This is a genomic window from Leifsonia sp. NPDC102414 (assembly GCF_044765685.1).
Taxonomy (GTDB): Bacteria; Actinomycetota; Actinomycetes; order Actinomycetales; family Microbacteriaceae; genus Leifsonia.
Window position 1 is genome coordinate 1,579,271 of sequence record NZ_JBIWKN010000001.1, and the last position, 24,549, is coordinate 1,603,819.

The window sequence follows — 24,549 nt, forward strand, 5'->3', positions numbered from 1 at the left end:
CTTCGTCTCGCACCCCTGCAACGGTACGGCACCGGTACAGCCCCTTCAAAGCATTCAGCCAATAACATCGTCAAGGAACTGTTCACCGTTGATGGGATTGAGCCGAATGGCAACAGGCAGGGGCGCTTCGGGGCCGAATAAACGCGACCGCCGGGAAGAGGCGAGGGAACACGCTCGCCTCATGCGCGAGGAAGCCGCCAAGAAGGCCAAGCGTCGCAAGATCATCGTGCAGGGTTCCGTGATCGTCGGGATCGTCGCGGTGCTCGCCATCGTCGGCGGGTTCATCTTCGCCGGGGTCAGCGCGGCCAACAATGTCGCCAACCCGAAGAACATGCTCAGCGGCGGCATCCTGCTCACGGCATCGGACAAGGCGGTGACCACGCCGGCGATCGCGAAGGGCGCCGACCCGACGCCCACCAAGCAGACTCTCGACGGCAAGACGGCGCACATCCAGATCTGGCTCGACTACCAGTGCCCGTACTGCGACCAGTTCGAGACCACGAACTCCGACCAGATGAAGAAGTGGATGGCGGACGGCCAGGCGACCCTGGAGATCCACCCCGTCGCCATCCTCGACTCTTCGACCAACAAGAAGTACTCGACCAGGGCCGCGGCGGCCGCGTCGTGCGTGGCGAACTACCAGCCGGACAAGTTCTTCGACGTCAACAGCGCCCTGTTCGCCAACCAACCGGACGAACAGACAGGGTCAGGCCTCACGAACGCGGAGATCCTGAAACTGTTCAAGGGCGCCGGGGTGTCGTCCCAGCAGATCACCGACTGCGTGAACGATCAGCGGTTCGCGAAGTTCGTCACGAACCGCACCACCTCCGCGGTCGCCGACTCGCAGTTGCGCGGTCCGAGCGGCTTCGGAACGCCGACCGTGTTCGTGAACGGACAGCGCTACTCCGGTGGCTTCACGGACGCCACCACGTTCGCATCGTTCGTGCAGACCGCGGTCAACGACGCAGGCAGCAGCGGAAGCGTGACCTTCCCGACGCCGGCACCCAAGAAGTAGGGCTTCCGCCCGATAGAAGCGCCCGGTCTTCCCGACCGGGCGCTTCGTCGTTCCGCGGCGGGTTCCTCCGCCTTCTCGGTTCCTACGTGGCGGTGTAGCGTTCGCTGCATCAGCACTCCGACGGCGAAGGGAATCACCATGGACCGCATCCCGGACGATGGCATCGACGGCCTCGACGACGACCTGCTCGGCGACGCAGACGCCGGCGACACGGCCGGCTGGGTCGACCCGGCCGACGGCGACGTCGACTACGCGGCCAACGACCCGATCGCGGCCGCCGACTTCGCCGACGACCTGGTGACCACGGATGCGGTCGCCGGCGAGACGGTCTGGCCAGGCGCGGGCGACGGCAACGACGGCCCCACCGGTGGCTCGCCCAGCGAGGCCTCCCCCGTCTACGACGAGCACGCCTCCGCCGCCGACGTCGACGCCGACCCCGACGCCCCCGACGCCGCGACCGACCCCGACGCCTGACCCGCCCCGCCCCGCCCCGCCCCTCGCCGCCCGTTCCCCTCCAGGCCCCTCTCGCAGCAATCGAGCCGGGACTTGTGCACACTGCGCGACGGCGTGTCGCGTGCACAAGTCCCGGCTCGATTGCTGCGCGGCCGAGGCGAGCTGCGCGCGTGGGGCTAGCGGGTGGCGCGGAAGGCCTCCAGGGCCGTGAGCGTGGGGTAGGAGGACTGGGCGCCGTGGCCGGTGGCCGCGTATGCGCCGACGGCGGCGGCGAAGGCGGCCGCCTGGACCAGCGCGTCGCCTGCGGCCAGACGCAGCGCGAGGGCCCCCATGAACGCGTCGCCGCATCCCGTGGTGTCGACCGCGGTGACAGGGACGGCAGGGACCGTCGCGCTCTCGCCGTCGTCGAAGACGAGCGCGCCCTCCGAGCCGCGCGTGACGACGGCACGCCGGATGCCGCGACCGGAGAGCCGGGAGGCGACCTCCGCCGCATCCACCGACTCCACATCGACGCCGAGCAGCGTCGACGCCTCGTGCTCATTGACGAGCAGCACGTCCGTCGCCGCCAGCAACTCCTCCGGCACCTCCGCGTACGGCGAAAGGTTGAGCAGCACGGTCGCGCCGTCCGCACCGGCCCGCTGTGCAGCAGCCAGCACCACCGAGGTGTCGATCTCCAGGCAGAGCCCGAGCACGGCGCGCCCGGAGAACGCGTCGCTCCCCCGCACGTCGTCGGCGGTCAGCCGGTCGTTCGCGCCGGGGCTGACGACGATCGTGTTCTCGCCGTCCGCGTTCACCGTGATCATCGCGGTGCCGGTGGCGACGCCGTCGATCAGGCGCACGCCGTCGACGTCGGCGCCTGCGCGGCGCAGCGAACCGGTCAGCAGTTCGCCGTGCGCGTCGGCGCCGACCGCTCCGAGCATCCGGACGTCGCCGCCGAGCAGCGCGGCAGCCGCCGCCTGGTTCGCACCCTTGCCTCCCGGCAGGGTCGCAAGCTCCGATCCGCGCACCGTCTCCCCCGGTCCGGGAAAACGGTCGGTGCGGACGACGAGGTCGGCGTTCAGCGAGCCGACGATCAGGATGCCGGAGTCAGTCATTCCACAACCCTCTCATCTTCCTCTGGTCACGCCTCGGCCGTCGCGGGCTTCGGGATGAGGAACGACACCGCGAGCGCGACGACCGTGATCGCCGCCCCCACGAGCATCCCGGCGCTGTAGCCGACCGTTGAGGTGCTTCCTGCCGGGCTGAGGACCACCTGCAGCACGGGCAGCAGCGCGAAGCTGAGGCCGGCACCGAGGTTGAACGCCCCGGCGTTGAGGCCGGGCAGGAACCCGGGGTTGTCTGCGGGAGACAGCACGATGCCGAGGCCGTTCAGCATGATGTTCGCGATGCCCGCGTAGCAGACGCCGATCAGCACGGTGGCGATGATCAGCACCGGAAGCGAGTGCACGCCGACGAACGCCATGATGAGCGTGGCGACGATGCTTCCGACGAGGCCGACGCGCAGCACGGTGCGGTAGCCGAGCGTCGGCGCGAGGCGTCCGGCGAACGGCCCGACGATCCAGCCGACGATCGCGTACGGGGTGAGGAACGCGAGGGAGGCGAGGTCCGCCTGCATACCGAACCCGGCGTCGCCGTTCTGCGCGAGCGATGTGACGAGTCCGTTGACGACGGCGAAGACGCCCGTCATGGTCAGCAGGGTGGTGACCAGCAGCGCCCAGGTGCTGCGCTGGCGCAGGTACTTCGGCGGCACCAACGGCTCCCTGATGCGCTTCTCCACGAACCAGAACACCACGAACGCGACGAGGGACAGCACGATCCCGCCGATGACGAGCGCCCAGTTCGCCGTGGCGAGCTTGCCTGCCTCGTTGAGCGCCATGAGCAGCGCGCCGATCGAGACGACCAACGGGATGACGCCCCACCAGTCCATCCGCGTCCCTGCGGACGGCTTTGACTCGACACCCCACCACAGCACCAGCGCGACGGCGACCACGGAGACGACCGCGATCACCCAGAACACCGAGCGGAAGCCCAGGGTGGTGGCGAGCCAGCCACCCGCGATGGCGTCGATGCCGGCGATCCCGCCGTTCACCGCGGTGAGCAGACCCATCGCAGCGCCGTACTTCTTCGGGTCGGAGATCTCGGCGCGCAGCATCAGCAGACACACCGGCACGACGGGTCCGGACACGCCCTGGATGGCGCGGCCGACGTACAGCATCGGCAGGTTGACGGCCAGGGCTGCGACGATGCTTCCGAGCATCATCACCATGAGCATCCCGATCAGGATGCGCTTACGGCCGACGATGTCGCTCAGTCGCGGCAGGAACAGCGAGAACAGCGCAGCGAGTGTGAAGAACATCGTCTGCGAGAGGCCGACGGAGGCGTCGTCGGTCTTCAGTTCGTGCGCGATGGTGACGAGCACGGGGCTCAGCATGCTCGCGTTGAGCTGGAAGGCGACGCAGGCGGCGAGCAGCGCCGCGGTCAGGGCGGCGAGGCTCTTGCCGCCGCTGGTGCGGCCGGTGCGTGCGCTGGTGGATGCGCCGGGTCCGGTGGATGCGGTCACGTTGCTCATGCCTGCACCTCGCCGATGCGCTCGAGGGCGTCCACGACGAGTGCCCAGAAGCGCTCGTGGTCGAGCTCGGTCGCCGCCCAGGTGGTGCAGTCGTCCGGCGCGGGCGCGCGGAAGTCGGCCACGGTCATCCCGAGGGTGAGCGTGCCGGTGAGCTCGATGTCGATCGGCACCTTGACGGTGCGCACGACGCTGGGGTCGATCACGTACGCGACGGCGCACGGGTCGTGCACGGGCGGGGCGTCGAAGCCCTGCGACTCCTTGTAGGTGTGGCCGAAGAACTCGAGCAGCTCGACCACGAACTGCGACGGCTTCGTGCCGACCGCCGCGATCGCCTTGACGACGTCGGGCGTGGCGAGCGCCTGGTGGGTGAGGTCGAGGCCGACCATCACCACCGGCCAGCTCTCGTTGAAGACGATGTGCGCGGCTTCCGGGTCGATCTTGATGTTGAACTCGGCGACGGCGCTCCAGTTGCCGATGTGGTAGCCGCCGCCCATGAGCACGACCTCCTTGACCCGCTCAGCGATGCGCGGTTCCTTGCGCACGGCGAGGGCGATGTTGGTGAGGCCGCCGGTCGGCACCAGGGTGACCGTGCCCGGCTCGTGCGCCATGATCGTGTCGATGATGAGGTCGACCGCGTGACGCGCATCCACCTGCATGGTCGGCTCGGGGAGCACGGGGCCGTCCATGCCGGAGTCGCCGTGGATCTCCGGCGCGTTCTCGATGGTGCGCACCAGCGGGCGGGTGGCGCCCGCGGCGATCGGGACGCCGATCATGCCGGCGATCTCGGCGACGGCGAGAGCGTTTCGGGTGACTTTCGGCAGGGTCTGGTTGCCGACCACCGTCGTGACCGCGAGGAGGTCGATGTCCGGGTTGCCGTGCGCCAGCAGCATCGCGATGGCGTCGTCGTGCCCTGGGTCGCAGTCGAGGATGATTTTCTTGCCCGTATCTGTCACGGGGGCTCCACTTCGTCGGGGGATGAGTTAAGCGCTTAATGCTTATCACGTTAAGCGCTTGACGTTAAATCGGGCGCCGATACGATCGAGGTATGCCCCGACCATCCAGAGTGACCGCCGCGCAGGTGGCCGCGCACGCGGGGCTCTCGATCGCGACGGTGTCGCTCGTGCTCAACGGCAAGACGGACGGCCGGGTCTCCCCCGTGAACATCCAGCGGGTGCGTGCGGCCGTGACTGAGCTCGGCTACGTGGTGGATCAGGGGGCGAGCGCGCTCGCGCGCGGACGTTCCGACCTCGTGGTGCTGGTCGCACCCGACCTCTCCAACCCGTTCTTCGGCTCGGTGATCCAGGGCATCGAGCAGGAGCTCGGTCCGCGCTTCCAGCTCGTGCTCTCTGTGACGGAGAGCGGGGTGCAGCCGTCCGCGTCCGACGTCCGCCGCTTCGCCGGGCTCCGGCCCGCCGGGTACCTGGTGGATGCGCCCTCGGACGAATTCCTCGACGAACTCGGCGACGACGTGCCCCTGGTGGTGCTGGATGCGCCGGAGCTGCGCACCGACGTCGCCGCCGTCAACTACGACATGCGCGACGCGATCGACCAGCTCGCCGCACACCTCGCATCCCGTGGCCACCGCGCGCTCGGCTACCTGGACAGCATCACAGGCACCCGCACCTTCCAGCTCCGCCGGGAACAGCTCACCGCTGCCGCCGCACGCAACGGGATGTCCGTGAGCGCACCGGATGCTGCCCGCAGCATCATCGAGCTGGGCGCGGCGGCCTCGGCGTTCGCCTCCGCGTGGCCGCAGTGGCGTGCGGAGGACGTGACCGCGGTGGTGTGCGCGACCGACACGCACGCGTACGGCGTGCTGGAGGCGGCGCGCGAGGCCGGGCTGTCCGTGCCGGGCGACGTGGCGGTGACGGGGTTCGACGACCTCCCGTACTCGCGCGTGACGGCGCCGCCGCTGACGACGGTGCGCCTGCCGGGCGAGCCGCTCGGCCGCGCGGCGGCCCGCCGCCTCGCCGCGCAGATCGACGCGCCGGCCGCGACGGATGGCGCCCTCGCCGCCGCCGCCACGGCGCCTGCCGCTGGCGCCCCCCCCGCGACCCCCGCCGACCTCGTCGCCACCTTCATCCCCCGGGGCTCCACCGCCACCCCCACATAATCGAGCCGGGAGTTATGCACGCGACACGCCGCGTCGAGACGGCGTGCCGCGTGCACAAGTCCCGGCTCGATGGCTACGCGAGCAGGCGTTCGAGCAGGTGAGAGTCGAGGGGGCGGTCGGTGCGGAGGACGACGCGGATGTGCGCGCCCGGCTGATCGACCGGACCGAGGCGCTGGCCGCGCAGGTCGCAGATGGTCTGGCCGCGCGCCGGGCCTGCCGTCGCATCCACCACGACGTCGACCAGCGGCGCGTTGGTCGGCAGGATCGCGCCGACCGCGATGGCGGCGGCGAGCGGGTCGTGCAGGGCGCTGGCACGGCGGCCGTACAGGTCGACGTAGAAGTCGAAGTAGTAGCCGAGCATCGCGCCGACCGCACGGGCCAGCGGCTTCTCCGCCGCGAGGAGGCCGGCGAGGTGCTCCTCCTCGAAGGTGTTCTCCACGGTCACATCCAGTGGCACCAAGGTGACCGGCCACGGCGCGGACAGCATGACGGCCGCCGCCTCCGGGTCGTTCCAGATGTTCGCCTCCGCCACCGCCGTGACGTTCCCGGATGCGAAGGCCGCTCCGCCCATCGCGGTGACGGCGGCGACGCGGCCGGGGAGCTCCTGGTCGAGGCGCAGCGCGAGGGCGATGTTGGTCGCCGGGCCGATCGTGATGACCTCGAGGCGCCCGGCGTGCTCCTCCGCCAGCCGGATGAGGAACTCGGGAGCCGACTCCGCGATCGGTGTCAGATCGGTGTCCGGCAGCTCGACGCCGCCGATCCCGTTGCCGCCGTGCACGTGCTCCGCTCCCCCGTCGAACGCGCGGGCCAGCGCGTCGTGCGAGCCGACGGCGACCGGGATGTCCCCTCGTCCGGCGAGCGCCAGGATGCGCAGGGTGTTGTCCGCTGCCTGGGCGGCACTGACGTTGCCGCTGACCGTGCCGATCCCGACCAGCTCGATCTCGGGAGACGCCAGCAGGTAGGCGATGGCGAGCGCATCGTCGATGCCCGTGTCGCAGTCGAGGTAGACGGGACGGCGGCTGGTGGGTTCGGTCATGTGCTCTCCGGACTCAGTGGATGGGCGTGTGTCGGCCGAACACGAGGCTACCGCCCCAGCCGCGAACCCCGCGCGGTCAGAGGGCGGCGACGACCGCGCGGACGCTGCGCTCCAGGAACGCGACCACCTCGTCCGACGCCAGGTCCGTCCCGAGGGCGCTGCGCACGAGTGCCTCCTCCGCGAACGCCACCCAGGAGCGCAGCGCGATCCGCAGCAGCTCGGTATCCGGCACGCCCAGCTCGATGAACACCGCGATCACCCGCTCCGCCTGCTCCGCGCGCGCCTCCTCCACCACCTCGCGCACCTCGGTGTCGCCGCTGGCCACGCCGCGCACCAGGGAGTAGAAGGTGCCGCGGTGGTCCCGCACGAACTGGACGATCCTGCTGAGGGTGTCGTGCAGGCGGTCGAGCGGTGGCAGGTCGGACTGCGGCTGGGTGGCGTGCAGCATGCTGTCGCGGGCCGTCCTGACCACTTCGCGGTGCAGCCCCTGCTTCGTCCCGAAGTAGTGGAACAGCAGCGCCCGCGACACGCCGGCCTTGGCCGACAGTCCTTCGATGGTGAGCGCATCCAATGGGTTGTCGACGAGGAAGGCGACACCGAGCGCGACCAGCTGAGCCCTGCGCTCCTCCGGAGTGAGCCTGGTGCGCCGGTCGATCTCCATGCGTCGAGCCTAGCCATCTGAGTCCCGCGCCGATCGTCCCCACTATTGACAAGCCGTCAATAGTGAATATGCTCGCTGTGGGGTTACGACCTGACAAGCACCGCCGCTGTCAAGACCCCCAAACGAGGAGGATCAATGAAGTTCCGCTCACTCACCCGTTCCCACACCGGGCGCATCGTGCTCGCGGCCGTCCCGGTGGCCGTGGTGTCGTCGCTGCTGATGGCCGGGGTCGCCAACGGTGCCGTGCCGGTCTCGTTCGCGGTCTCCGGCAGCCAATTCCAGATCAGTGCGTCGCAGCTCGACGGCACCGGCTTCAGCCAGTACGCGGGAGTCGCACCGGACACGGCAGGCAAAGACCACCAGGTCGCCATCGCCAACATCAAGTCGGCGACGCTCGCCGACCTCTGCCAGTCGGTGGTCACCGACACCCCGATGGGCAAGGTCGGCCTGCTCATCACGGCGGGCGGAGGCGGAGCCCCAGCGAGCGCGTCCGACCTGCAGATCGGGATGACGGACCTCAAGGGAGACTCGACGTTCGGCAACATCCGCATCGGCGTCGACGCATCCACCGTCAACACGGCGGCAAAGGGCGGCGTCGGCGACTTCGCCCAGGATGCGGATACCGTGAAGATCGCGAACCTGCAGCAGACCGCGTGGAGCACCCAGGCATCGGTGTTCACCCTGACCGGAATGCACGTGCAGCTGACGGACGGGTCCAAGGGATGCTTCTGAACGCGGCGGAGCGCAGTACCCGCCGGCGCAGCGAGCGAACTGAGCGCAGCGAGCGCTCCCCCTCCGGCTCGGCCTGGTCCCGGTTCTCGCACTGGCGCAGGCAGCGTCCGTTCCTCGGCGGACTGCTGATCGCGCTCGGCGGCATCGAACTGTTCTTCTCCGGCCAGCTCGATATCGGCAAGATCCACGTGCAGCTCGGCATAGAGGGCCTGCAGGCGACGATCATCCCGATCGTGCTCGTGCTGCTCGGCGTGCTCATCGTGCTCATGCCGGCGCACCGGATCTTCTACGGTGTGATCGCACTGGTGGTGGCGGTGTACTCGCTGGTCGGCGTGAACCTCGGCGGCTTCTTCGTGGGAATGCTGCTGAGCACGGTCGGCGGCGTGCTGGCCGTGGCGTGGATGCCGCGGGCGGCAGACAGCGCGGCAATAACGAACGTTCCCACGGCGTCGTCCGCCGCGAATCCGTCCGTCGAGGCGGCAGGCGAGGGGAGCGCATCCTGATCCGCCGCACTCCGACCGGCAGGCGCGGGATGCGCCGAAGCACTCTGGCCGTGTGTGTCACTGTGGCGCTGGTCGGCTTCGGGTTCGCTCGCGCGCCGATGATCGTGCCCGAGGGTTCCTGGTGCATCCCGTTGCTGATGGACTGCAGCACGCCGACGCCCACCCCGACACCGACCTCCACCGGCGGCTCCGTGCTGCCGAGCGCCCCGGCCGTCCCCGGAATCCCCGGAGTGCCCGCAGCACCCGGCAGCACCCCGACTCCGAAACCCACACCGGGGTCGACCGCGCCTGACGCCCCTGCCACCCCCGCCGCCCCGGCGTCCCCGGACGGCGCCGCCCCGGTCTTCGCCCAGCCGCCTGCGCAGCTCGGCAGTTCTTCGCTCTCCTTCTCCGGCCTGCGCTCGCTCAGCGTCGTGACGGTCCCCGTCGCGGACGGCAGCCGCATCCCGGTGCTGAAGCTGGTCGCCGACGAGATCACCATCGACGGCTTCAGCCTCACCGTGCGCAAAGCCACCGGACCGATCCTCGCGACGACCGCCGACCGGATGCGCCTCCAGGGCAACGTGCAGGTCTACCTCGACTCGGTCACCGCGACAGGCAAGGACGGGAAGTCGCTCACCCTCGGCGCGGCGACGCCCCCGCCGGCCGACGGCCTTCCTCCGCAGCTGCTGAAGGTCACCCTCGGCCTCGTCGGCGTCACCGCGGACCAGATCACCTTCACGAACCCGCACCAGCACCTGACCGAGTAGCCGCAGGCAATGGATGCGCGGGGTGCGGGACCTGAGCCAGCGCTCCCCGCGCCGCTCAGCGCTCCGTCACCGCCACCCAGCGCTCACCGCCGGCCGCCGTCATCCTCACGAACGTGTAGCGGCCGCCGTCCACCCGCTCGGTCACCGCGCCCTCCCCGATCTGCTCGTCGACGTACGTCCGCTCGAACAGCTCCGCGAGGCCCGCGCTGCTGATCTCCGCACCCGACGCATCCACCGCGTCCTGCACGATCGCCGCGAACTCCACCTGCACCGCGCGCGGCAGCTCGATGCCGTGGTCGGCGCTCAGGACGTACGCGATCCCGCCCTTGCCGGACTGCGAGTTCACCCGCACCACCGCCTCGTAGTCACGGCCAACATCCACCGGGTCGATGTGCAGATACGGCACGCGCCACGGGTACGTCGACGCATCCTGCACAGTCGCGAGCTCGGCCGCGCGAGCCGCGAAGCCCTTCTTGATCGCATCCTGGTGGGTGCCGGAGAACGCTGTGTACGCGTAGTCGCCGACGTACGGGTGACGCGGGTGCACCGGGATGCGCGTGCACGACTCGACCGCCTCGCGGACGTCGTCGATGTCGGAGAAGTCGATGCACGGGTCCACGCCCTGCGAGTACAGGTTGAGCGCCAGAGTCGCGATGTCGACGTTGCCTGTGCGCTCCCCGTTCCCGAATACGCAGCCCTCGACGCGCTGGGCTCCGGCGAGCATCGCCAGCTCGGCGGCGGCCACACCGGTGCCGCGGTCGTTGTGCGGGTGGATGGACAGGATGACCCCGTCCCGCCGGGCCAGGTGCCTGCTCGCGTACTCGATCTGGTCGGCGTAGAGGTTGGGGGTCCCGATCTCCATGGTGGCCGGCAGGTTGATCGTCACGGGTCGTACCGGCGACGCTTCCCAGAAGTCGGTGAGGCCGTTGCACAGGTCGATGGCGAAGTCGGACTCGGTGAGGTTGAACACCTCAGGCGAGAACTGGAACCGGGTGAACGTGCCGCGCAGACGGTCGGCGCCGCGCTGCATCTCAGCGGCCGCCGCCATCACCGTCTCCGTCAGTTCGCGCCTGTCTCGGCCGATCACGACCTCGCGCCAGAGCGGTGCCGTTGCGATGTAGACGTGGATGACCACATTGCGCAGCCCGCGCACCGACTCGACCGTGCGCTGGATGAGGTCGGCCCGCGCCGCGGTGAACACCACCACCGTGACGTCGTCCGGCACGGCGTCGCTCGTGGCGAGCTCGCGCACGAACCCGAAATCGCTGGCGCTGGCCGACGGGTAGCCGACCTCGATCTCCTTGTAGCCCATGCGCACATACAGGTCGAACAGGCGGCGCTTCCTCGGCGCATCCATCGGGTCGGCGAGCGCCTGGTTGCCGTCGCGCAGATCGACCGGCACCCAGAGCGGCGCACGGGTGAGCCGTGCCTCCGGCCAGCGGCGGTCGGCGAGGTCGGGCAGATCGACGCGTTCGTGCGGTGGGAGGTATTTGCGGAACGGCATCCCGCTCGGGGTCTGCGGGTTCCATGCGGGGCGTGCTGGCGGGGCTGCGTGCGCGGGCGGGGCGCCCTGCGCGGCCGATGCGGCCTGCACGTCCACGCGGTGGGAATTACGGTCGTTGCTCATGTTCTGTCGTCCTTCGAGAAGTGTCCGGCGACCGTCGCGCGACCTCCACGACGGCGCCCGGTCTCGGCTAGCGCTCGTCGTGGCGACGAAGAAGGAGGCTGAGCACGAGTCGGAACATGATGACCTCATCATAGAATTGATCAGGTCATCAGACAAGTTTGGAGGTGCGTATGAGTGGACACGGGTTGGTTCGGGCATCCCTGCCGCTGCGGATCGCCGACGATCTCGCATCGAGGATCGCTCTCGGGGAGTGGCCGGTCGGCACGCGTCTCCCCACGGAGAAGACGCTTTCGGAGCTGTACACCGTCGGCCGTTCGACGATCCGCGAGGCGATCCGCACGCTTGCGGCGCGCGGGCAGGTGGCGCCGCGCCAGGGCGCAGGGATCTACGTCATCTCCACGGCGGCCCAGTCGGACGTGCAGCGACTCCTCAGCCGCGCCGAACTCGCGGACGTCTTCGAGGCCAGGGTCGCGCTCGAAGCCGAGGCGGCGCGCCTCGCCGCCCTGCGTGTGACGCCCGCAACAGTGGATGCGCTCCGAGCCGCCGAACAGGACCGCGCCGAAGCGCACGCGCTCGGCCCGAAAGCGTTCGCGGAGGCCGACGTCGACCTGCATCGCAGCATCGTCGCCGCCTCGGGCAATCCGGTCATCCTGACCCTGTTCGAGCAGTTCGCGCCGGCGCTCGGCGATGCTGCGCGCGAGCTCGCGACGTTCGAGACAGGCGAGGACAGCCCGATCGGCGCCGACATCGACGAGCACGCCGACCTCGTGGATGCGATCTGCCGCGGCGACGCCGAGGCCGCCGCCGCCGCAAGCAGACGGCTCGGCGACCACATCGTGCGCGCGTTGCGCTGACGAGGGAACCCGGCTCGCTGCGTCCGTCCTGGCGCGCCCGCCGCTCCCGCTGCGTCAGTCCCGTTCTGTCTCCCGGCGCGCCCGCCGCTCCCCCGCCGCCGCCCGCCGCTCCCGCGCCGCCGCCCTCCGCTCGCGCCACGTCAGCGTGACCTCCTCCGCCTCCTGCCGCTCCCGCTCCGCCTGCGCCGCCCGCACGCGCGCGTCGCGACGTTCCCGCCACCGCGCGACTTCCGCATCCACGTCTCTGGTCGGCGTGACGACGGGCGGCCCGCCCTGCAACTGCCTGCGCGCCTCGATGACGCGCTTGTTGAAGTCGTGCAGGATCTCGCGCACCCGCGCCTCTGAGCCCGTCGCATCCAGTTTGGCTTCGAGTTGCTCGTTCTCGGTGCGGAGGGTGAGGGCGGGTGGGCCGAGACCGGTGAGCCGTTCGCGTTCGATCTTGCGCCTGATCCACCAGTCGGGGTCGTGCGTCCCTGTCAGGTTCTCCAGCGGCTTGCCTGCGCCGGGAAGGTTGTCGAAGTCGCCGCGGCGGATGGCCTGCTGGATCGCGTTCTCCACGACGTGGGCGCGCTGATCCATCGTCGGCGCCCCCGCATTGTTCTGCTCTGCCTCCTGCGGTTCCTCCCTCGCCTGCCGGCGCTCCTCGTCGACCAGCCGGTCGACCAGGTAGCGAGCGGCCTCCACGCGGGAGTCGCTGTGCTCCTGCCCTTTCGCCATGCATCCAGCGTACGACGATGGATGCGCGCTCAGACCTCCCGCGACACGTCCAGCTCGTTCCCCTGCTGCGCGTCGCCTCCGCGGACGAGCAGGTAGCGGTGGGCGATGTCCGCCAGGTACAGCACCAGCGAGCCCGCCGGTGCGAGGTCGTCGGGATCGAGCTGCCTGTCCGGCGGGAGGCGCCGATTGAGGGCGTGGAGCGCATCCGGGATGGCCGCCTCGGGAGCGGGGTAGGCGCGTGCGTCGAAGTACGCCGCCTCCGCGTGACCGACCGCGACGGTCGAGTCGAACACCGTCAGCGCCACCTCCGGCCGCGCGGCGATGTTGCGCGAGTGCCTGCTGTCCGGCGACGACACCCAGCAGAGCCTGTCCTCCCCGACCAGAGCGAAGAAGACCGGGGTCGCCCACGGCCGTCCATCGTCGCCGACGCTGGCGATCACCAGATAGCGGGTCGCGGCGACGACCCGCTCGATGTCCGTCCTGTCCGGCATGGCTCCTCCCTCCTCCCGAATCCGTCTTCCGCGCCCCGACCGGCATCAGCACCTACCTCGGCACCATCGCCCCCCACCCTCATCGGCCCACGACGTCATACGTCACATGCGTCGCCCGCGGCGACACCACCACCTCCCGCTGCACCAGCGCAGCGGCCCCCGCCACGGCGAACAGCCGCGTTCCCGACCCCACCAGCACCGGCGACAGGTGGATGCGCAGCTCGTCCACCAGCCCGGCCGCGATGCACTGGTCCACCACGTTCGCCCCACCCATCACAACCACGTTCTTCTGCCCTGCAGCCTCGCTCGCCTGCCGGACGGCGTCCTCCACTCCCCCGGTCGCGAACCGGAACCGGGAGACCAGCCGCACGCTCTCGGGAACCTCGTGGGTGACCACGAAGCACGGGGGCGCGACCGTCTGATCCTGGTCGTAGCCGTACCCGATGTCGTCGTTCCAGCCGTCCGGTCCGTCCACGACGTCGAACAGCCGACGCCCGAGCACCACGGCGCCCGTCTCCGCGAAGGCGCGCGCCAGCACTTCGTCGTCGACCGCCGAGCGCGGCTCCTCCAGCACCCAGGCGTGGATGCCCTCCCCGCCGATGCCGAGGCCGTGCTCGGGGTCAGCGCCCTGGCCTGTCACATATCCGTCGAGCGACATCGAGATGTCTGCGATCACTCTGCTCACGATGGTCCTCCGATCACTCGCCGCCGGCCAGATACAGCACAGCCGGCCCGGCAGGGAACGGCGAGGAGAACTCGACCGCCGCCGACGCGTCGACGACCACCCGCTCCCCCGGCTTCGTCTCCCTGTTGCTCACATCGAACCACTCCACGGCGTACGCGCCAGTGGGCAGGTCGACCGTGAACGGTCCGTCCTCCGGTTGCAGCACCAGGTATTCGACACCGGGGTTCACCAGCGCGTACCCCGTGGATGCGGTCTCCCCGCCGGGCAGCGCGTCGATCAGCCCCATACGTTCGGCGTATCGCCGGGTGTCCCCCATCGCCCACCGCGCCGGTTCGTACGCCTCGAACGGCGGCACGCCGGTGTCGGCCGGATCAGCGCCCGTCGGCTCCAGCCCGCCGATCAGGCCGAAGTCCATCAGGATGGGGTGACCTCCCCGGAGGAACGTCTTCCACGCCCACAGCGCATCCCCCTGGCCAGGTGCGTAGTGGTCGGTGTCGCTGACGATCACCTTGACGCCGTCAGCCGCCGGCGGGTCGGCGTACCAGCGCGACGGTGGGGAACCCGGCGCCATCGGGTGCCCTCCGTCCGCGAAGATCTCGTCGTCGTAGCCGGGCGAGATCCACTCGGCACGGCTGGCGAGCAGCGGGTCGTTGACCTCGGTCTGCACCGCGACGGGGAACTGCATGGTCATCCCGATGGGATGCGGCGGATAGCCCTGCGCCAGCTCGTGCTCCTTGACCGTGTCGATCACCCGGTACTGCCAGGCCGTCGAGTCTCCCCAGTGCGGTGCGGCGCTGAGGCCGATGAACCCGGCGAACTCGTCGGTGACCGAACCGCCGCCCGACGATTCGTTGGCGACCTCCCACAGCACGGTGGGGAGGTCGTGGAGTGTGTCGACGACGCGGCGGATGTACGCATCCTGAATCGCCTGCACGCGCGGGTCGAGCGGGAGCACCTGCAGGTCGTCGATGGATGCGGCAGCGATGCCGTTCACGTTGTTGGCCGCGTGGAAGGGGTGACCTTCGATGTGGTCGGGGGCCGGGCTCAGGTGCAGCGCCCAGCCGTCGAACAGCATCACGCCCACGTAGATGCCCGCCTCGCCCGCCGCGACCACCCTGTCGCGGAGCCGCTGGAAGTATGCGTCGTCCAGCCGGTCGAGGTCGAAGCGCGGCTTGCCGTCCTTCGCGGTTCCCCCGCCGGTTCGCAGCCACGGTTGCGGGCTCATGTTCAGGTGGTAGTTGCCGCCCGCCGCCTGGGAACGGATCTGCTCCCAGCGCCACAGCCGGATGAAGTTGTGGCCGCGTTCGCTGAGGAAGCTCAGGTAGGCGTCGAAGTCCATCCGCTCCAACTCGGCCTGGTCGTCTGGGCCCTGGGTGTCTGTGCTCTGGGTGTCTGGGCCCAGGGCGTCTGGGCCGGGGCCCATCCCGTCGTGGAAGTTGTTCCAGATGTGCGACCCGGTGAGGTAGACCGCTCGCCCGGCGTCCGGGCCGGATGAGGGGGTGAAGTACCGCGGGTTCTTCGGCGAGACGATCAGCGGTCCCGTCGTCTCAGGGGTGGATGTCATGCGCCTCTCCATTCGTGCCGGTGGTTACTCTTCTCCGAGTCTCGTGCGCTGCTCCGGCGGGAACATCGGCCACCTGGCCGATCCTCTGTCGTGGCCGATGCTCTGTCCCGGCCGATCTCATCCGGCTGCCCCCGCCGTGGTCACGCGGCGTCGCCCGTGGCAGGGTGGACCCATGACCACGCGCGATGGGCACGCGGAGCAGCCGCCGGCCGGCCGGGCGCACGCTCCCGCCGTCCCCTTGACCGCCTTCGTGGGGCGCGCCGCCGAGCTGCGCACGGCCGATCAGCTCGTGAACGGCTCGCGCCTGGTGACCCTCACCGGCCCTGGTGGCGCCGGCAAGACCCGGCTCGCGGCGGAGGTGGCGCGCGGGCGCACCGACCGGCATCCGGATGGCGTGCACTGGGTCGACCTGTCCGCGCTGACCGAGGGCGCACAGGTCGCAGAGGCGGTGGCGACCGCCGTCGGCGCGGCCGTCGGAGCCCCCGTCGTCGGCGACCAGCTCAGGACGGTCTGCGTCCACCTGTCCACGCGGCGCGTGCTGCTCTGCGTCGACAACGCCGAGCATCTTCTCGACGGGGTGGCAGAGACCGTCTCTGCCGTGCTGCAGAGCTGCCAGGGCGTCACCGTGCTCGTCACGAGCAGGGAACCGCTCGGGCTGGCGGGCGAGGCCGTGCTCGACGTCCCACCCTTATCCGACGACGACGCGGTCGCTCTGTTCGTGGACAGGGCACGTCTGGCCCGGCACGGATTCGCGCTCGATGAGGACTCGGAGCCTGCCGTCCGCTCGATCGCCGCGCACCTCGACGGCATCCCGCTCGCCATCGAACTCGCGGCCGCCTGGATGCGCACCCTCACGCCCAGGCAGGTGGAGGAGGGTCTGGACGACCGCTTCACGCTGCTCGTCCGCGGCCCGCGCGGTGCCCAGCGACGTCAGGCGACGCTGGCCGGGTCGATCCAGTGGAGTCACGACCTGCTGGACGGCGTCGACCGCGTGGTGTTCCGCCGCCTCTCGGTGTTCGCCGGGACGTTCGGGATGCGGGCCGCTCAGACGCTTTGCGCCGGCGGCACGGCGTCGGCAGGCGCCACGGCCTCGACGGCCGACGTGGAGCCCGCCGACGTCCTCTCATCCATCGGGCGCCTCGTCGACAAGTCCCTCGTGGTCGTCGACGAGCGGAACGGCGAGGCTCGTTACCGCCTGCTCGAGACCATCCGCGCCTACGCGACCGCTCGCGCCGTCGACGCGAAGGAGCGCGACGACCTCCGGACCCGCCACCTGGCGTGGTGCCTCGACCTCGCCGAGTCCGCCGAGCGAGCCAGGGAGAGCAACGACGACCGGTGGCGCGACGCCCTGCTGACCGACTACGACAACCTGGCCGCCGCGCTGGAAACCGGACTCGCGGCGGACGATCCGGACGCGGGCCGCCGACTCGCCGCATCCCTTGCCTGGTTCTGGCATTTCGACCGCAGAGGCAGAGACGGCCTGGACATCCTGCGCAGGGCGATCGAGCGCTCCCCCGACGACCGCTCGGTGCTCCAGGCCAGGCTGCTGACCGGCTTCGCTCTCGTGGCCGACACCGCAGAACCGTTGGATGTCGAGTACGACGCCGCCGCGCGCGCCGCAGCCCTCGCCGGGGAGGTCGGCGACGACGGGCTGCTCGCCCTCTCGCTCAACCTGCTGGCCGTCGGCGCGTTCTACGTGGACTTCGACGAGGCGTGGCGGCTGTGCGATCAGGCCGCAGCAGCGGCAGAGGCGAGCGGCAGCATCGTCGTCCGGGGCGGTGCGCGCGCACTGCAGGCGATGATCCTGCACCTGCAGGAGCGGCACGAGGAGGCGTCGGCGCTCGCCGACCATTCCGTCATGGATGCGCTGCAGCACCACAGGGGCATCCTCTCCACCCTGCTCGTCTACCAGGCGGACGGCGCGTTCGCCTGCGGAGATCCCGCGCGGGCGCAGGCGATGGCGGAGGAGGCGCTGCTGGTCGCCGAACCGCTGGGCGACTATCTGCGGCTCGGCTTCGCGCGCTCGATGGTCGCGCAGCTCGTCGCGCTGCGCGGCGACCCCGCCGGTGCTGCGGAGGTGCTGGAGCCGATCATCCGGTTCGCCGGCCGGGCGGAGGTCTTCGTCCCCGGGCTCGACAGCGCAGCAGCAGAGGTCTCGATGCTCTCCGGTGATGCGGGTGCGGCCGTCGGCAGGCTGCGTCCATCCGCCGCGTCCACCGAACGCGGATCGCCGACCTGGATGGCCGGCAGAGCGCTCCCTCGTCTCGGCGCCGCCCTCGCCGCCGCCGGACGCACGGACGAAGCAGCCGCCGTGCTCGACCGGGCGGTCGAGGTCTGCCGCCGCCTGCACCTTCCTGGCGCGCTCGCCGACGCGCTCTTCGCGCAGGCGGAGCTCGCCGCGGCTGACCGGGGCAGCGATCCCGGCGGGCTCGCGCGCGCGACCGAGCTCCACCACGCCGCACTGACGATCCGCATCGAGCACGGACTCACGACGGCACAGCTCGACAGCCTCGAAGCACTGGCCAGGATCGAAGCGGCGCAGAAGGCGACGCCCGACGTCGTACGCATGCTGTCCGCCGCGTCGAGCGCGCGGGCGCGCCTCGGCATCCCGCTCTCCGTCGCGCAGCGGGCCGCGCACGACGCCGTCCTCGCGGCCCTTCGCCGCGCGCTGGGCGACGCCGCCGTCGATGCTGCCGCGGCGGAGGGCGAGCGGCTCCCCCTCGATCAGGCTGTGAGTTCCGTCCGCCGCGCTCGCGGCCCGCGCGGCAGACCGGCGAACGGCTGGGCCAGCCTCACCCCCACCGAGCGGGAGGTGGCCGGCGTCGTCGCCGAAGGACTCACCAACCCGCAGATCGGCGCCAGGCTCTTCATGAGCCGCGGCACCGTGAAGACCCACCTCTCGCACATCTACGCGAAACTCGGCGTCGCGGGCAGGACGGAACTTGCGGCCGCGGCGGTCGCTGAGGCGGCGGGCTCGGAGGCGGCGGGGGCGGCGGCGACTCAGCCCACCCCCGCACCGACCGTGTGACGCGACCCGCCCATCGCGCCCACCTCTGTCACGCGCCGATCGCGTCCAGCCGTTCCACCGCATCCACCGGCAGCTCCAGCCCGGCTCCCGCGACGTTCTCCCGCAGGTGCGCCCGCGTCGAGGTCCCAGGGATCAGCAGCATGTTCGGCGAGCGCTGCAGCAGCCAGGCCAGCGCGACCGCCATCGGCGTCGCGCCGAGCTGCGCGGCCACGTCGCCGAGCTCGTCGGACTGCAGCGGGGTGAAGCCGCCGAGCGGGAAGTACGGCACGTACGCGATGCCCTGCCGCGCTGTCTCCTCGATCATCGGATCGTCGTCTCTGTGGGCGATGTTGTAGAAGTTCTGCACCTCCACGACGGGAGCGATCGTCTGCGCCTCCGCGAGCTGTTCGACGCTGACCGTGCTGAGTCCGATGTGCCGGATGTGCCCCTGCTGCTGCAGTTCGGCGAGCGCCTCCATCTGCGGGGCGATGCTGCCGGGCTCCGGAGCACCGAAGCCGCCCATCCGCAGATTGACGACGTCGAGCGCCTCCAGCCCCAGCGTGCGCAGGTTGTCGTGCACGGCCGCGCGCAGCTCGTCGGGGGTGCGGGCGTCCGGCCAGCCACCCTCCGCATCGCGCCGGGCGCCGACCTTCGTGACGATGTGCAGGTCGTCCGGGTACGGGGCGATGGCCTCCCTGATGATCTCGTTGGTCATGTGCGGACCGTAGTACTCGGCCGTGTCGATGTGCGTGATGCCGAGGTCGACGGCCTCGCGGAGCACGGCGACGGCCTCGTCGCGGTCGGAGGGCGGGCCGAAGACGCCGGGTCCCGCGAGCTGCATCGCGCCGTAGCCGACGCGGGTGAAGTCGAGATCGCCGACGGTGTATGTGCCGCCGGGGAGGATCGAGGATGCCATGGTTCCTTCCCGCCGCGCGGCCTCGTGCCGGGCGGCAGTTCCTACGATGCTCCTTCTTCGTGTGCGTGGGCAGTGTCCCGGTGACGCGGTTCGGCACGGCGCGGGTGCACCCTCTGGCGCGCATCCCCCGTCGGTGCTATATTCACCCTTATGGGTGAATATCAAACAGCAACACTGGACCGGGTGTTCGGGGCCATCTCCGACCCGACCCGCAGAGAGATCCTGAACAGGCTCGCCGGCGGCGACGAACGCGTGACAGAGGTGGCGAGCAACTTCACCATCTCCCTCAACTCGGTCTCCAAGCACGTCCGCGTGCTCGAACAGGCCGGGCTGGTGACCCGCACCGTCCACGGCCGCAACCACGTGCTGTCGCTCAACGCCGACCCGATGGCGCAGGCCGCCGAGTGGATCGACCACTACCGGGCGTTCTGGACCGACCGCCTGGCCGCGCTCGACCGCTTCGTGACAGGGGCGGGAACCGATGTGGCGGACGCCGCACCCGCCGATTCGTCTCCGAAGGAGGGCGACCGATGACCTCCGCCGCCCCCACCACCCCGCTCGTGGTCTCCCGCCTCATCGCCGCCGCCCCCGAGCCGCTCTTCGACGCCTGGCTCGACCCGGAGGCCCTCGCCGTGTGGATGCGCCCAGGCGACACCATCCACACCGACGTCTCCGCCGACCCGACTGTCGGCGGCGAGTTCCGCATCGTCATGCACAGCCTGGATGCGCCGATCGTGCACCGAGGGACGTACCTGACGATCGACCGGCCGCGCCGCCTCGCCTTCACCTGGCGCTCGCCCGTCACCGAGGACGAGGAGACGCTCGTCACCGTCGACTTCGAGCCCCGCGCATCCGGGACGGAGGTCATCGTCACCCACGAACGTCTGCCGCACCAGGCAGCAGTGGATGCGCACTCCGACGGCTGGACCGACTGCCTCACCGGCCTCGCCGCATACGCGACCTCCACCGAACCAGCAATCAAAACCGAACCGAAAGGACACTGATATGGCCGACATCCTGCACCAGGTGGGCGTCAAGAACGCCTCCCCCGACGAGGCGTACCGCGCCCTCACCACCCTCGACGGCCTCTCCGGCTGGTGGACAGAGAACACGACGGGAGACACCGACATCGACGGCGTCATCCGCTTCCGCTTCGAGCCGGGCGACATCGACATGAAGGTCGTCGAACTGAACCCCGGCTCGCGTGTGCGCTGGGAGGTCGTCGACGGCCCGACCGAGTGGATCGGCACCCACGTGAACTTCGCGCTGGAACGCGAGGGCGAATACACCCTCATCCGCTTCATCCACGAGGGCTGGGCCGAGCCCGTGCCGTTCATGCACCACTGCTCCACCAAGTGGGGCGTCTTCATGCTGAGCCTGAAGTCGCTGCTCGAGACGGGCGAGGGCGCTCCGGCGCCGCGGGACCAGAAGATCGACGCGTGGAACTGACGCGACCGCGCTGATCGGACGCGCTGACGGGAAGGCGCTGACGGGACGGCGCCGACGGGCGGGCGGCGGCGACAGCGGACTGCGCTGCGCCGCCACCCGCCCATCCCATTGCCGTAGCGCCATGCACGGCGTTACCATCGCTTCGCACCCCGAGAACACCAGACAAGGGGGATGCGATGACCGACGCAACGAACACCCCCGGCGACGTGCCGCTCGACCCTCCCGCGCCTTCCGGGCCTACCACGCCTCCCGAGCCGACCGCGCAAACCGAGCCGCCGCTGCCACCCCTGCCTCCCGACGCCAACCGGCGCTACGACCACGCGGGCGACCTGCTCCCGCCGCTCGACGCCGACCGCACGCCGGCGCCTCCCGCGATCAGTTCGAGTTTCGGGGAGGAGGTCCCACGCGATGCCTGACCTGCTTCCGCGGAGCATGGAGGACATGCTCGCGGCGATGGGCGCCCCCGGGCTCTGGGGACGCACCTGGCCCAACCCGTGGTGGCCGAACGGCACCAGCGCGTACGACGACTGCGCCGCCTGCGTCAGCTTCTACCTGTTCGGCCTGAGCCCGTCCGGGAGCCCGTACTTCACGTACGTTTCGCAGATCCAGAACTGGGGCCGTCAGGCGGGCGTCTACCACGGCGGCTCGGCGGGCGTGCAGCGCGGCGACGTGCTCGGCTTCGCCTGGAACGGGGACGGCGACTACGACCACACCGAGATCGTGGTCGCGGTCTCTCCCGGCGGTTCGGTCGTCACTTCCCGCGGCACCAACTCGAACCCCGGCGACGACATGCGCGACCGCACCCGCTCGGCGCGGTACATCCTGAGCTACATCCGGCCCCCGTACCAGGGCTCGCCGGGGCAAGGAGACGAGTTCGACATGGCTTCCCTCGACGACCTCCGGCAGATCGTGGATGCCGCGGTCAGCAACGCCATCGGCGCGATCGGCCAGTCCAGGCAGAACGAGAAGACCGCGATCAGGCGGGAGGGACGCGGGCGGCTCTACTACTGCCCGAACCCGCCGGCCGGCCTCCCCCACTTCGTCGTGATCTTCTGGGATCGCACCAGCAACAACGTCCTCTACGCCAACGCGGATGCGGACGGCGGCGTGACCCAGGCCCGCAACTGGAACGAGCTCTATTACCAAACCGCCGACACGGTCGAACAGGCCATGAGCGCCGGCATCGAGCCCGACCGCTTCCGCAAACTCATCGACTTCGCCCTCGGCAAGGACTCGGCCTTCACCAACCAGCTGGCGGCGAACCCGTAGGAGCCGACTCGGCCGGGGTAGCCGCGAGCGACGAGCGGGCCGGGTGTCCGCGGTCCGTGCGACCATTCTCCCGACGCGCGACAGATCGGAGGCCGGGATGCGGGGCGAGGCCACCGTGCTGCACGCGGATCTCGACGCGTTCTACGCCTCCGTCGAGCAGCGCGACGCGCCCGCACTGCGCGGCCGTCCTGTCATCGTGGGCGGTGGCGTCGTGCTGGCAGCGAGCTACGAGGCGAAGGCACGCGGCGTGCGCACCGCGATGGGCGGAAGGCAGGCGCGCGACCTGTGCCCGGAGGCCATCGTCGTCCCACCCCGAATGGATGCGTACTCCGCGGCGAGCAAGGACGTCTTCGCGATCTTCCGCGACACCACCCCGTTCGTGGAGGGCCTGTCCATCGACGAGGCGTTCCTGGAGGTCGGCGGCCTCCGGCGCATCGCCGGCTCGCCGGAGCAGGTCGCGACGCGGTTGCGGGAGCGCGTCCGAGCGGAGGTCGGGCTCGCCATCTCGGTCGGGATCGCACGCACCAAGTTCCTCGCCAAGGTCGCCAGCGCCGTCAGCAAACCAGACGGACTCCTCCTGGTCGAGCCCGACCGCGAGCAGGAGTTCCTCCTCCCCCTCCCGGTGGAGCGCCTGTGGGGCGTCGGCGCTGTGACCGCCGAGAAGCTGCACCGCCTCGGCATCCGCACCGTCGGCCAACTCGCCGAGCTCGAAGAGGCGACCGCCGAGAGGCTCCTCGGCAAGGCGACCGGCGCCCACCTGCACGCACTCGCCCGCCTCCGCGATCCGCGCCCCGTCGACACCACCAGACGACGCGGCTCGATCGGCTCGCAGCGCGCCCTCGGAACCCGCCCCCGCACGGCCGACGAACTCGACCTCATCATCTCGCAGCTCGTCGACAGGCTCGCCCGCCGCCTCCGCGACGGCGACCGCACCTGCCGCACCGTCGTGCTGCGCCTCCGCTTCGGCGACTTCACCAAGGCAACGCGGTCCCGCACCTTCGCCTTCCCGACCGACCGAACCGCCACCCTGCTCGCCGTCGCCCGCTCTCTCCTCGCCGCCACTCAACCCGAGATCACCGAGCGCGGCATCACCCTCATCGGCGTCTCGCTGTCCCACCTGGGCCGCTCGGACACCTTCCAGCCTGAACTCCCCATCGACTGGAACGACGGCGCCCGCCTCGACACCGTCCTCGACGCCGTCCGGGACCGCTTCGGCGCATCTTCTGTCTCCCGAGCCACCCACCTCGGCCGCGACCCCGGCTGGTCGACCCCGCTGCTGCCCGAGCACGAGTGACGCGAGCGGCGTACGCGCCGAGGCCGGGTAGCCGGTCGCGGCGTACGCGCCGAGGCCGGGTAGCCGGTCGCGGCGTACGCGCCGAGGTCAGGTAGCCGGTCGCGCCGGACCGCCCGTCTGAGCTAGCGCGCCGCGGCGCCCGTCGGAGCTAGCGCCCCTGACGCTTCTTGTACGGCTTCGGCTGCCCCTTCACAGCCGGAGCGCGCCCCTTGCCCTTCGAGGCTTTGGCTTTCCCGCCGGCCGGAACGACCGGCTTCTTCGGCGGGGCGGGCGCCGCAGCGATCTCCTCCCGCGCCGTGTCGAGGAAGAGTACTCCGGCCTTCGTCAGCCGGGTTTCGGCGGAGTTCCGGACAAAGAGCGGCGCTCCCACTTCCTCTTCCAACTTCGCGATCGACGAGTACAGGGACGCAAGAGGAATGCCGAGCTCCCGCGCCACCCGCGGAAAATGCAGCCCCTCAGCCACGGCCACGAATCGAACGAGCAGGGTGATGTTCACGCGAGACCCTTCATGGCTCCGGGATGCGCGCGAATCGCGGTCCCACGCCCTTCTCAACTGTACGGAGGCATTTCCCTCCGTGCGACCGCCTACCGGGAGACGCGGACGGTGCGGCCCTCGAACGTGACGAGGTCACCGGCCTGCAGCTGGCGCCCACGCCGTCGATCCACTTCGCCGTTCACCCTCACGTACCCGTCGATGATGGCTTCCTTCACGTCCCCACCCGAGTCGAGCAGCCCGGCGAACTTCAGAAACTGCCCGAGGCGAATACCCTCCTCGCCGATCGGAACATCCTCGACCGGCCCCTGTTTCGTCATCCCCGAATGCTAGCCGATCCCGCGCCCCTCGC

General features: G+C 70.6%; 27 protein-coding genes. 14 read left to right on the forward strand and 13 right to left on the reverse strand.

Translation table 11 applies throughout. The annotated features are described in order from the left end of the window. The first annotated feature begins 181 nt into the window (after positions 1 to 181). Both ACIRCZ_RS07530 and ACIRCZ_RS07535 read left to right on the forward strand, forming a co-directional pair. Positions 182 to 1,015, forward strand: a complete 834-nt coding sequence (locus ACIRCZ_RS07530) for a thioredoxin domain-containing protein (protein WP_055895304.1) — start codon at positions 182 to 184, stop codon at positions 1,013 to 1,015. A gap of 138 nt (positions 1,016 to 1,153) precedes the next feature. After that, positions 1,154 to 1,489, forward strand: coding sequence for a hypothetical protein (locus ACIRCZ_RS07535; protein ID WP_235500478.1), 336 nt, complete (start codon positions 1,154 to 1,156; stop codon positions 1,487 to 1,489). A 155-nt stretch (positions 1,490 to 1,644) separates the two neighbouring features. On the opposite strand, the gene ACIRCZ_RS07540 is transcribed toward ACIRCZ_RS07535, so the two are convergent. From ACIRCZ_RS07540 to ACIRCZ_RS07550, 3 genes are read right to left on the reverse strand one after another with little or no spacing between them, the layout of a single operon-like run. Beyond that, positions 1,645 to 2,562 carry a ribokinase gene (locus ACIRCZ_RS07540; RefSeq protein WP_402851268.1) on the reverse strand — a complete coding sequence of 306 codons (918 nt, stop codon included), beginning with the start codon at positions 2,560 to 2,562 and terminating at the stop codon, positions 1,645 to 1,647. A 26-nt stretch (positions 2,563 to 2,588) separates the two neighbouring features. Then, positions 2,589 to 4,037, reverse strand: a complete 1,449-nt coding sequence (locus tag ACIRCZ_RS07545) for an MFS transporter (protein ID WP_402851271.1) — start codon at positions 4,035 to 4,037, stop codon at positions 2,589 to 2,591. Next, complete coding sequence (locus ACIRCZ_RS07550; protein ID WP_082581420.1) at positions 4,034 to 4,990, reverse strand: nucleoside hydrolase; 957 nt, start codon at positions 4,988 to 4,990, stop codon at positions 4,034 to 4,036. Before ACIRCZ_RS07550 ends, ACIRCZ_RS07545 begins: the two co-directional genes overlap by 4 nt. Before the next feature lie 92 nt (positions 4,991 to 5,082). Here ACIRCZ_RS07550 and ACIRCZ_RS07555 point away from each other — a divergent pair, with 92 nt between their 5' ends. Continuing rightward, positions 5,083 to 6,150 (forward strand): LacI family DNA-binding transcriptional regulator, encoded by a 1,068-nt coding sequence (locus tag ACIRCZ_RS07555; RefSeq protein WP_402851274.1) that lies wholly within the window; start codon positions 5,083 to 5,085, stop codon positions 6,148 to 6,150. Positions 6,151 to 6,223: 73 nt separating this feature from the next. Here the strand turns inward: ACIRCZ_RS07555 and ACIRCZ_RS07560 are convergent, their stop codons facing one another. Both ACIRCZ_RS07560 and ACIRCZ_RS07565 read right to left on the reverse strand, forming a co-directional pair. Then, positions 6,224 to 7,186 (reverse strand): nucleoside hydrolase, encoded by a 963-nt coding sequence (locus ACIRCZ_RS07560; RefSeq protein ID WP_402851277.1) that lies wholly within the window; start codon positions 7,184 to 7,186, stop codon positions 6,224 to 6,226. A gap of 76 nt (positions 7,187 to 7,262) precedes the next feature. Beyond that, positions 7,263 to 7,847 (reverse strand): TetR/AcrR family transcriptional regulator, encoded by a 585-nt coding sequence (locus ACIRCZ_RS07565; protein ID WP_055895293.1) that lies wholly within the window; start codon positions 7,845 to 7,847, stop codon positions 7,263 to 7,265. 135 nt (positions 7,848 to 7,982) lie between these two features. Here ACIRCZ_RS07565 and ACIRCZ_RS07570 point away from each other — a divergent pair, with 135 nt between their 5' ends. Genes ACIRCZ_RS07570 through ACIRCZ_RS07580 form a run of 3 tightly spaced genes read left to right on the forward strand, consistent with a single transcriptional unit; the run spans position 7,983 to position 9,831 of the window. After that, positions 7,983 to 8,579, forward strand: coding sequence for a DUF6230 family protein (locus ACIRCZ_RS07570; protein WP_402851280.1), 597 nt, complete (start codon positions 7,983 to 7,985; stop codon positions 8,577 to 8,579). Next, positions 8,570 to 9,082 carry a DUF6114 domain-containing protein gene (locus tag ACIRCZ_RS07575; RefSeq protein WP_402851283.1) on the forward strand — a complete coding sequence of 171 codons (513 nt, stop codon included), beginning with the start codon at positions 8,570 to 8,572 and terminating at the stop codon, positions 9,080 to 9,082. The genes ACIRCZ_RS07570 and ACIRCZ_RS07575 overlap by 10 nt, the downstream gene beginning before the upstream one ends. 29 nt (positions 9,083 to 9,111) lie before the next feature. After that, positions 9,112 to 9,831 carry a hypothetical protein gene (locus ACIRCZ_RS07580; RefSeq protein WP_402851286.1) on the forward strand — a complete coding sequence of 240 codons (720 nt, stop codon included), beginning with the start codon at positions 9,112 to 9,114 and terminating at the stop codon, positions 9,829 to 9,831. A 55-nt stretch (positions 9,832 to 9,886) separates the two neighbouring features. On the opposite strand, the gene ACIRCZ_RS07585 is transcribed toward ACIRCZ_RS07580, so the two are convergent. Beyond that, positions 9,887 to 11,458 carry a 2-isopropylmalate synthase gene (locus ACIRCZ_RS07585; protein ID WP_402851288.1) on the reverse strand — a complete coding sequence of 524 codons (1,572 nt, stop codon included), beginning with the start codon at positions 11,456 to 11,458 and terminating at the stop codon, positions 9,887 to 9,889. 170 nt (positions 11,459 to 11,628) lie between these two features. Here ACIRCZ_RS07585 and ACIRCZ_RS07590 point away from each other — a divergent pair, with 170 nt between their 5' ends. Next, positions 11,629 to 12,312 (forward strand): FadR/GntR family transcriptional regulator, encoded by a 684-nt coding sequence (locus ACIRCZ_RS07590; protein WP_402851291.1) that lies wholly within the window; start codon positions 11,629 to 11,631, stop codon positions 12,310 to 12,312. Between the two features lie 54 nt (positions 12,313 to 12,366). Here ACIRCZ_RS07590 and ACIRCZ_RS07595 read toward each other — a convergent pair whose 3' ends face one another. The 4 genes from ACIRCZ_RS07595 to ACIRCZ_RS07610 all read right to left on the reverse strand — a co-directional run bounded on the left by ACIRCZ_RS07595 (position 12,367) and on the right by ACIRCZ_RS07610 (position 15,769). Further along, positions 12,367 to 13,029, reverse strand: a complete 663-nt coding sequence (locus ACIRCZ_RS07595) for a DUF1992 domain-containing protein (protein WP_402851294.1) — start codon at positions 13,027 to 13,029, stop codon at positions 12,367 to 12,369. Positions 13,030 to 13,058: 29 nt separating this feature from the next. Continuing rightward, positions 13,059 to 13,520: a pyridoxamine 5'-phosphate oxidase family protein gene (locus ACIRCZ_RS07600; RefSeq protein ID WP_402851297.1), complete on the reverse strand. Its 462-nt coding sequence runs from the start codon at positions 13,518 to 13,520 to the stop codon at positions 13,059 to 13,061. A 79-nt stretch (positions 13,521 to 13,599) separates the two neighbouring features. Further along, the gene (locus ACIRCZ_RS07605; RefSeq protein WP_402851300.1) at positions 13,600 to 14,205 is read right to left on the reverse strand and encodes a dihydrofolate reductase family protein; all 606 of its coding nucleotides are present in this window, start codon (positions 14,203 to 14,205) and stop codon (positions 13,600 to 13,602) included. Positions 14,206 to 14,218: 13 nt separating this feature from the next. Beyond that, positions 14,219 to 15,769 (reverse strand): hypothetical protein, encoded by a 1,551-nt coding sequence (locus tag ACIRCZ_RS07610; RefSeq protein ID WP_402851303.1) that lies wholly within the window; start codon positions 15,767 to 15,769, stop codon positions 14,219 to 14,221. A 172-nt stretch (positions 15,770 to 15,941) separates the two neighbouring features. Between ACIRCZ_RS07610 and ACIRCZ_RS07615 the strand changes: the two genes are divergently transcribed. Further along, on the forward strand, positions 15,942 to 18,797 hold the full coding sequence (locus tag ACIRCZ_RS07615; protein WP_402851306.1) for a LuxR C-terminal-related transcriptional regulator: 2,856 nt from the start codon (positions 15,942 to 15,944) through the stop codon (positions 18,795 to 18,797). Positions 18,798 to 18,825: 28 nt separating this feature from the next. Here the strand turns inward: ACIRCZ_RS07615 and ACIRCZ_RS07620 are convergent, their stop codons facing one another. Continuing rightward, entirely contained in the window at positions 18,826 to 19,692 is an 867-nt protein-coding gene (locus tag ACIRCZ_RS07620) for an oxidoreductase (protein WP_402851309.1), read from the reverse strand. 150 nt (positions 19,693 to 19,842) lie between these two features. On the opposite strand from ACIRCZ_RS07620, the gene ACIRCZ_RS07625 reads away from it, so the two are divergent. From ACIRCZ_RS07625 to dinB, 6 genes are all read left to right on the forward strand, one after another. Continuing rightward, on the forward strand, positions 19,843 to 20,226 hold the full coding sequence (locus ACIRCZ_RS07625) for an ArsR/SmtB family transcription factor (protein WP_402851312.1): 384 nt from the start codon (positions 19,843 to 19,845) through the stop codon (positions 20,224 to 20,226). Beyond that, positions 20,223 to 20,696, forward strand: coding sequence for an SRPBCC domain-containing protein (locus tag ACIRCZ_RS07630; RefSeq protein WP_402851315.1), 474 nt, complete (start codon positions 20,223 to 20,225; stop codon positions 20,694 to 20,696). The genes ACIRCZ_RS07625 and ACIRCZ_RS07630 overlap by 4 nt, the downstream gene beginning before the upstream one ends. Position 20,697: 1 nt before the next feature. Beyond that, the gene (locus ACIRCZ_RS07635) at positions 20,698 to 21,141 is read left to right on the forward strand and encodes an SRPBCC domain-containing protein (RefSeq protein ID WP_402851318.1); all 444 of its coding nucleotides are present in this window, start codon (positions 20,698 to 20,700) and stop codon (positions 21,139 to 21,141) included. A 176-nt stretch (positions 21,142 to 21,317) separates the two neighbouring features. After that, on the forward strand, positions 21,318 to 21,557 hold the full coding sequence (locus tag ACIRCZ_RS07640) for a hypothetical protein (RefSeq protein WP_402851321.1): 240 nt from the start codon (positions 21,318 to 21,320) through the stop codon (positions 21,555 to 21,557). Continuing rightward, a complete protein-coding gene (locus ACIRCZ_RS07645; protein ID WP_402851323.1) occupies positions 21,550 to 22,410 on the forward strand; it encodes a CHAP domain-containing protein in 861 nt (286 codons plus the stop codon). The genes ACIRCZ_RS07640 and ACIRCZ_RS07645 overlap by 8 nt, the downstream gene beginning before the upstream one ends. A gap of 97 nt (positions 22,411 to 22,507) precedes the next feature. Further along, positions 22,508 to 23,704, forward strand: coding sequence for a DNA polymerase IV (dinB, locus tag ACIRCZ_RS07650; RefSeq protein WP_402851326.1), 1,197 nt, complete (start codon positions 22,508 to 22,510; stop codon positions 23,702 to 23,704). A gap of 148 nt (positions 23,705 to 23,852) precedes the next feature. Here the strand turns inward: dinB and ACIRCZ_RS07655 are convergent, their stop codons facing one another. Continuing rightward, positions 23,853 to 24,200, reverse strand: coding sequence for a LysR family transcriptional regulator (locus ACIRCZ_RS07655; protein ID WP_402851329.1), 348 nt, complete (start codon positions 24,198 to 24,200; stop codon positions 23,853 to 23,855). Positions 24,201 to 24,289: 89 nt separating this feature from the next. Further along, the gene (locus tag ACIRCZ_RS07660; RefSeq protein WP_402851332.1) at positions 24,290 to 24,517 is read right to left on the reverse strand and encodes an RNA-binding S4 domain-containing protein; all 228 of its coding nucleotides are present in this window, start codon (positions 24,515 to 24,517) and stop codon (positions 24,290 to 24,292) included. Positions 24,518 to 24,549 lie beyond the last annotated feature (32 nt).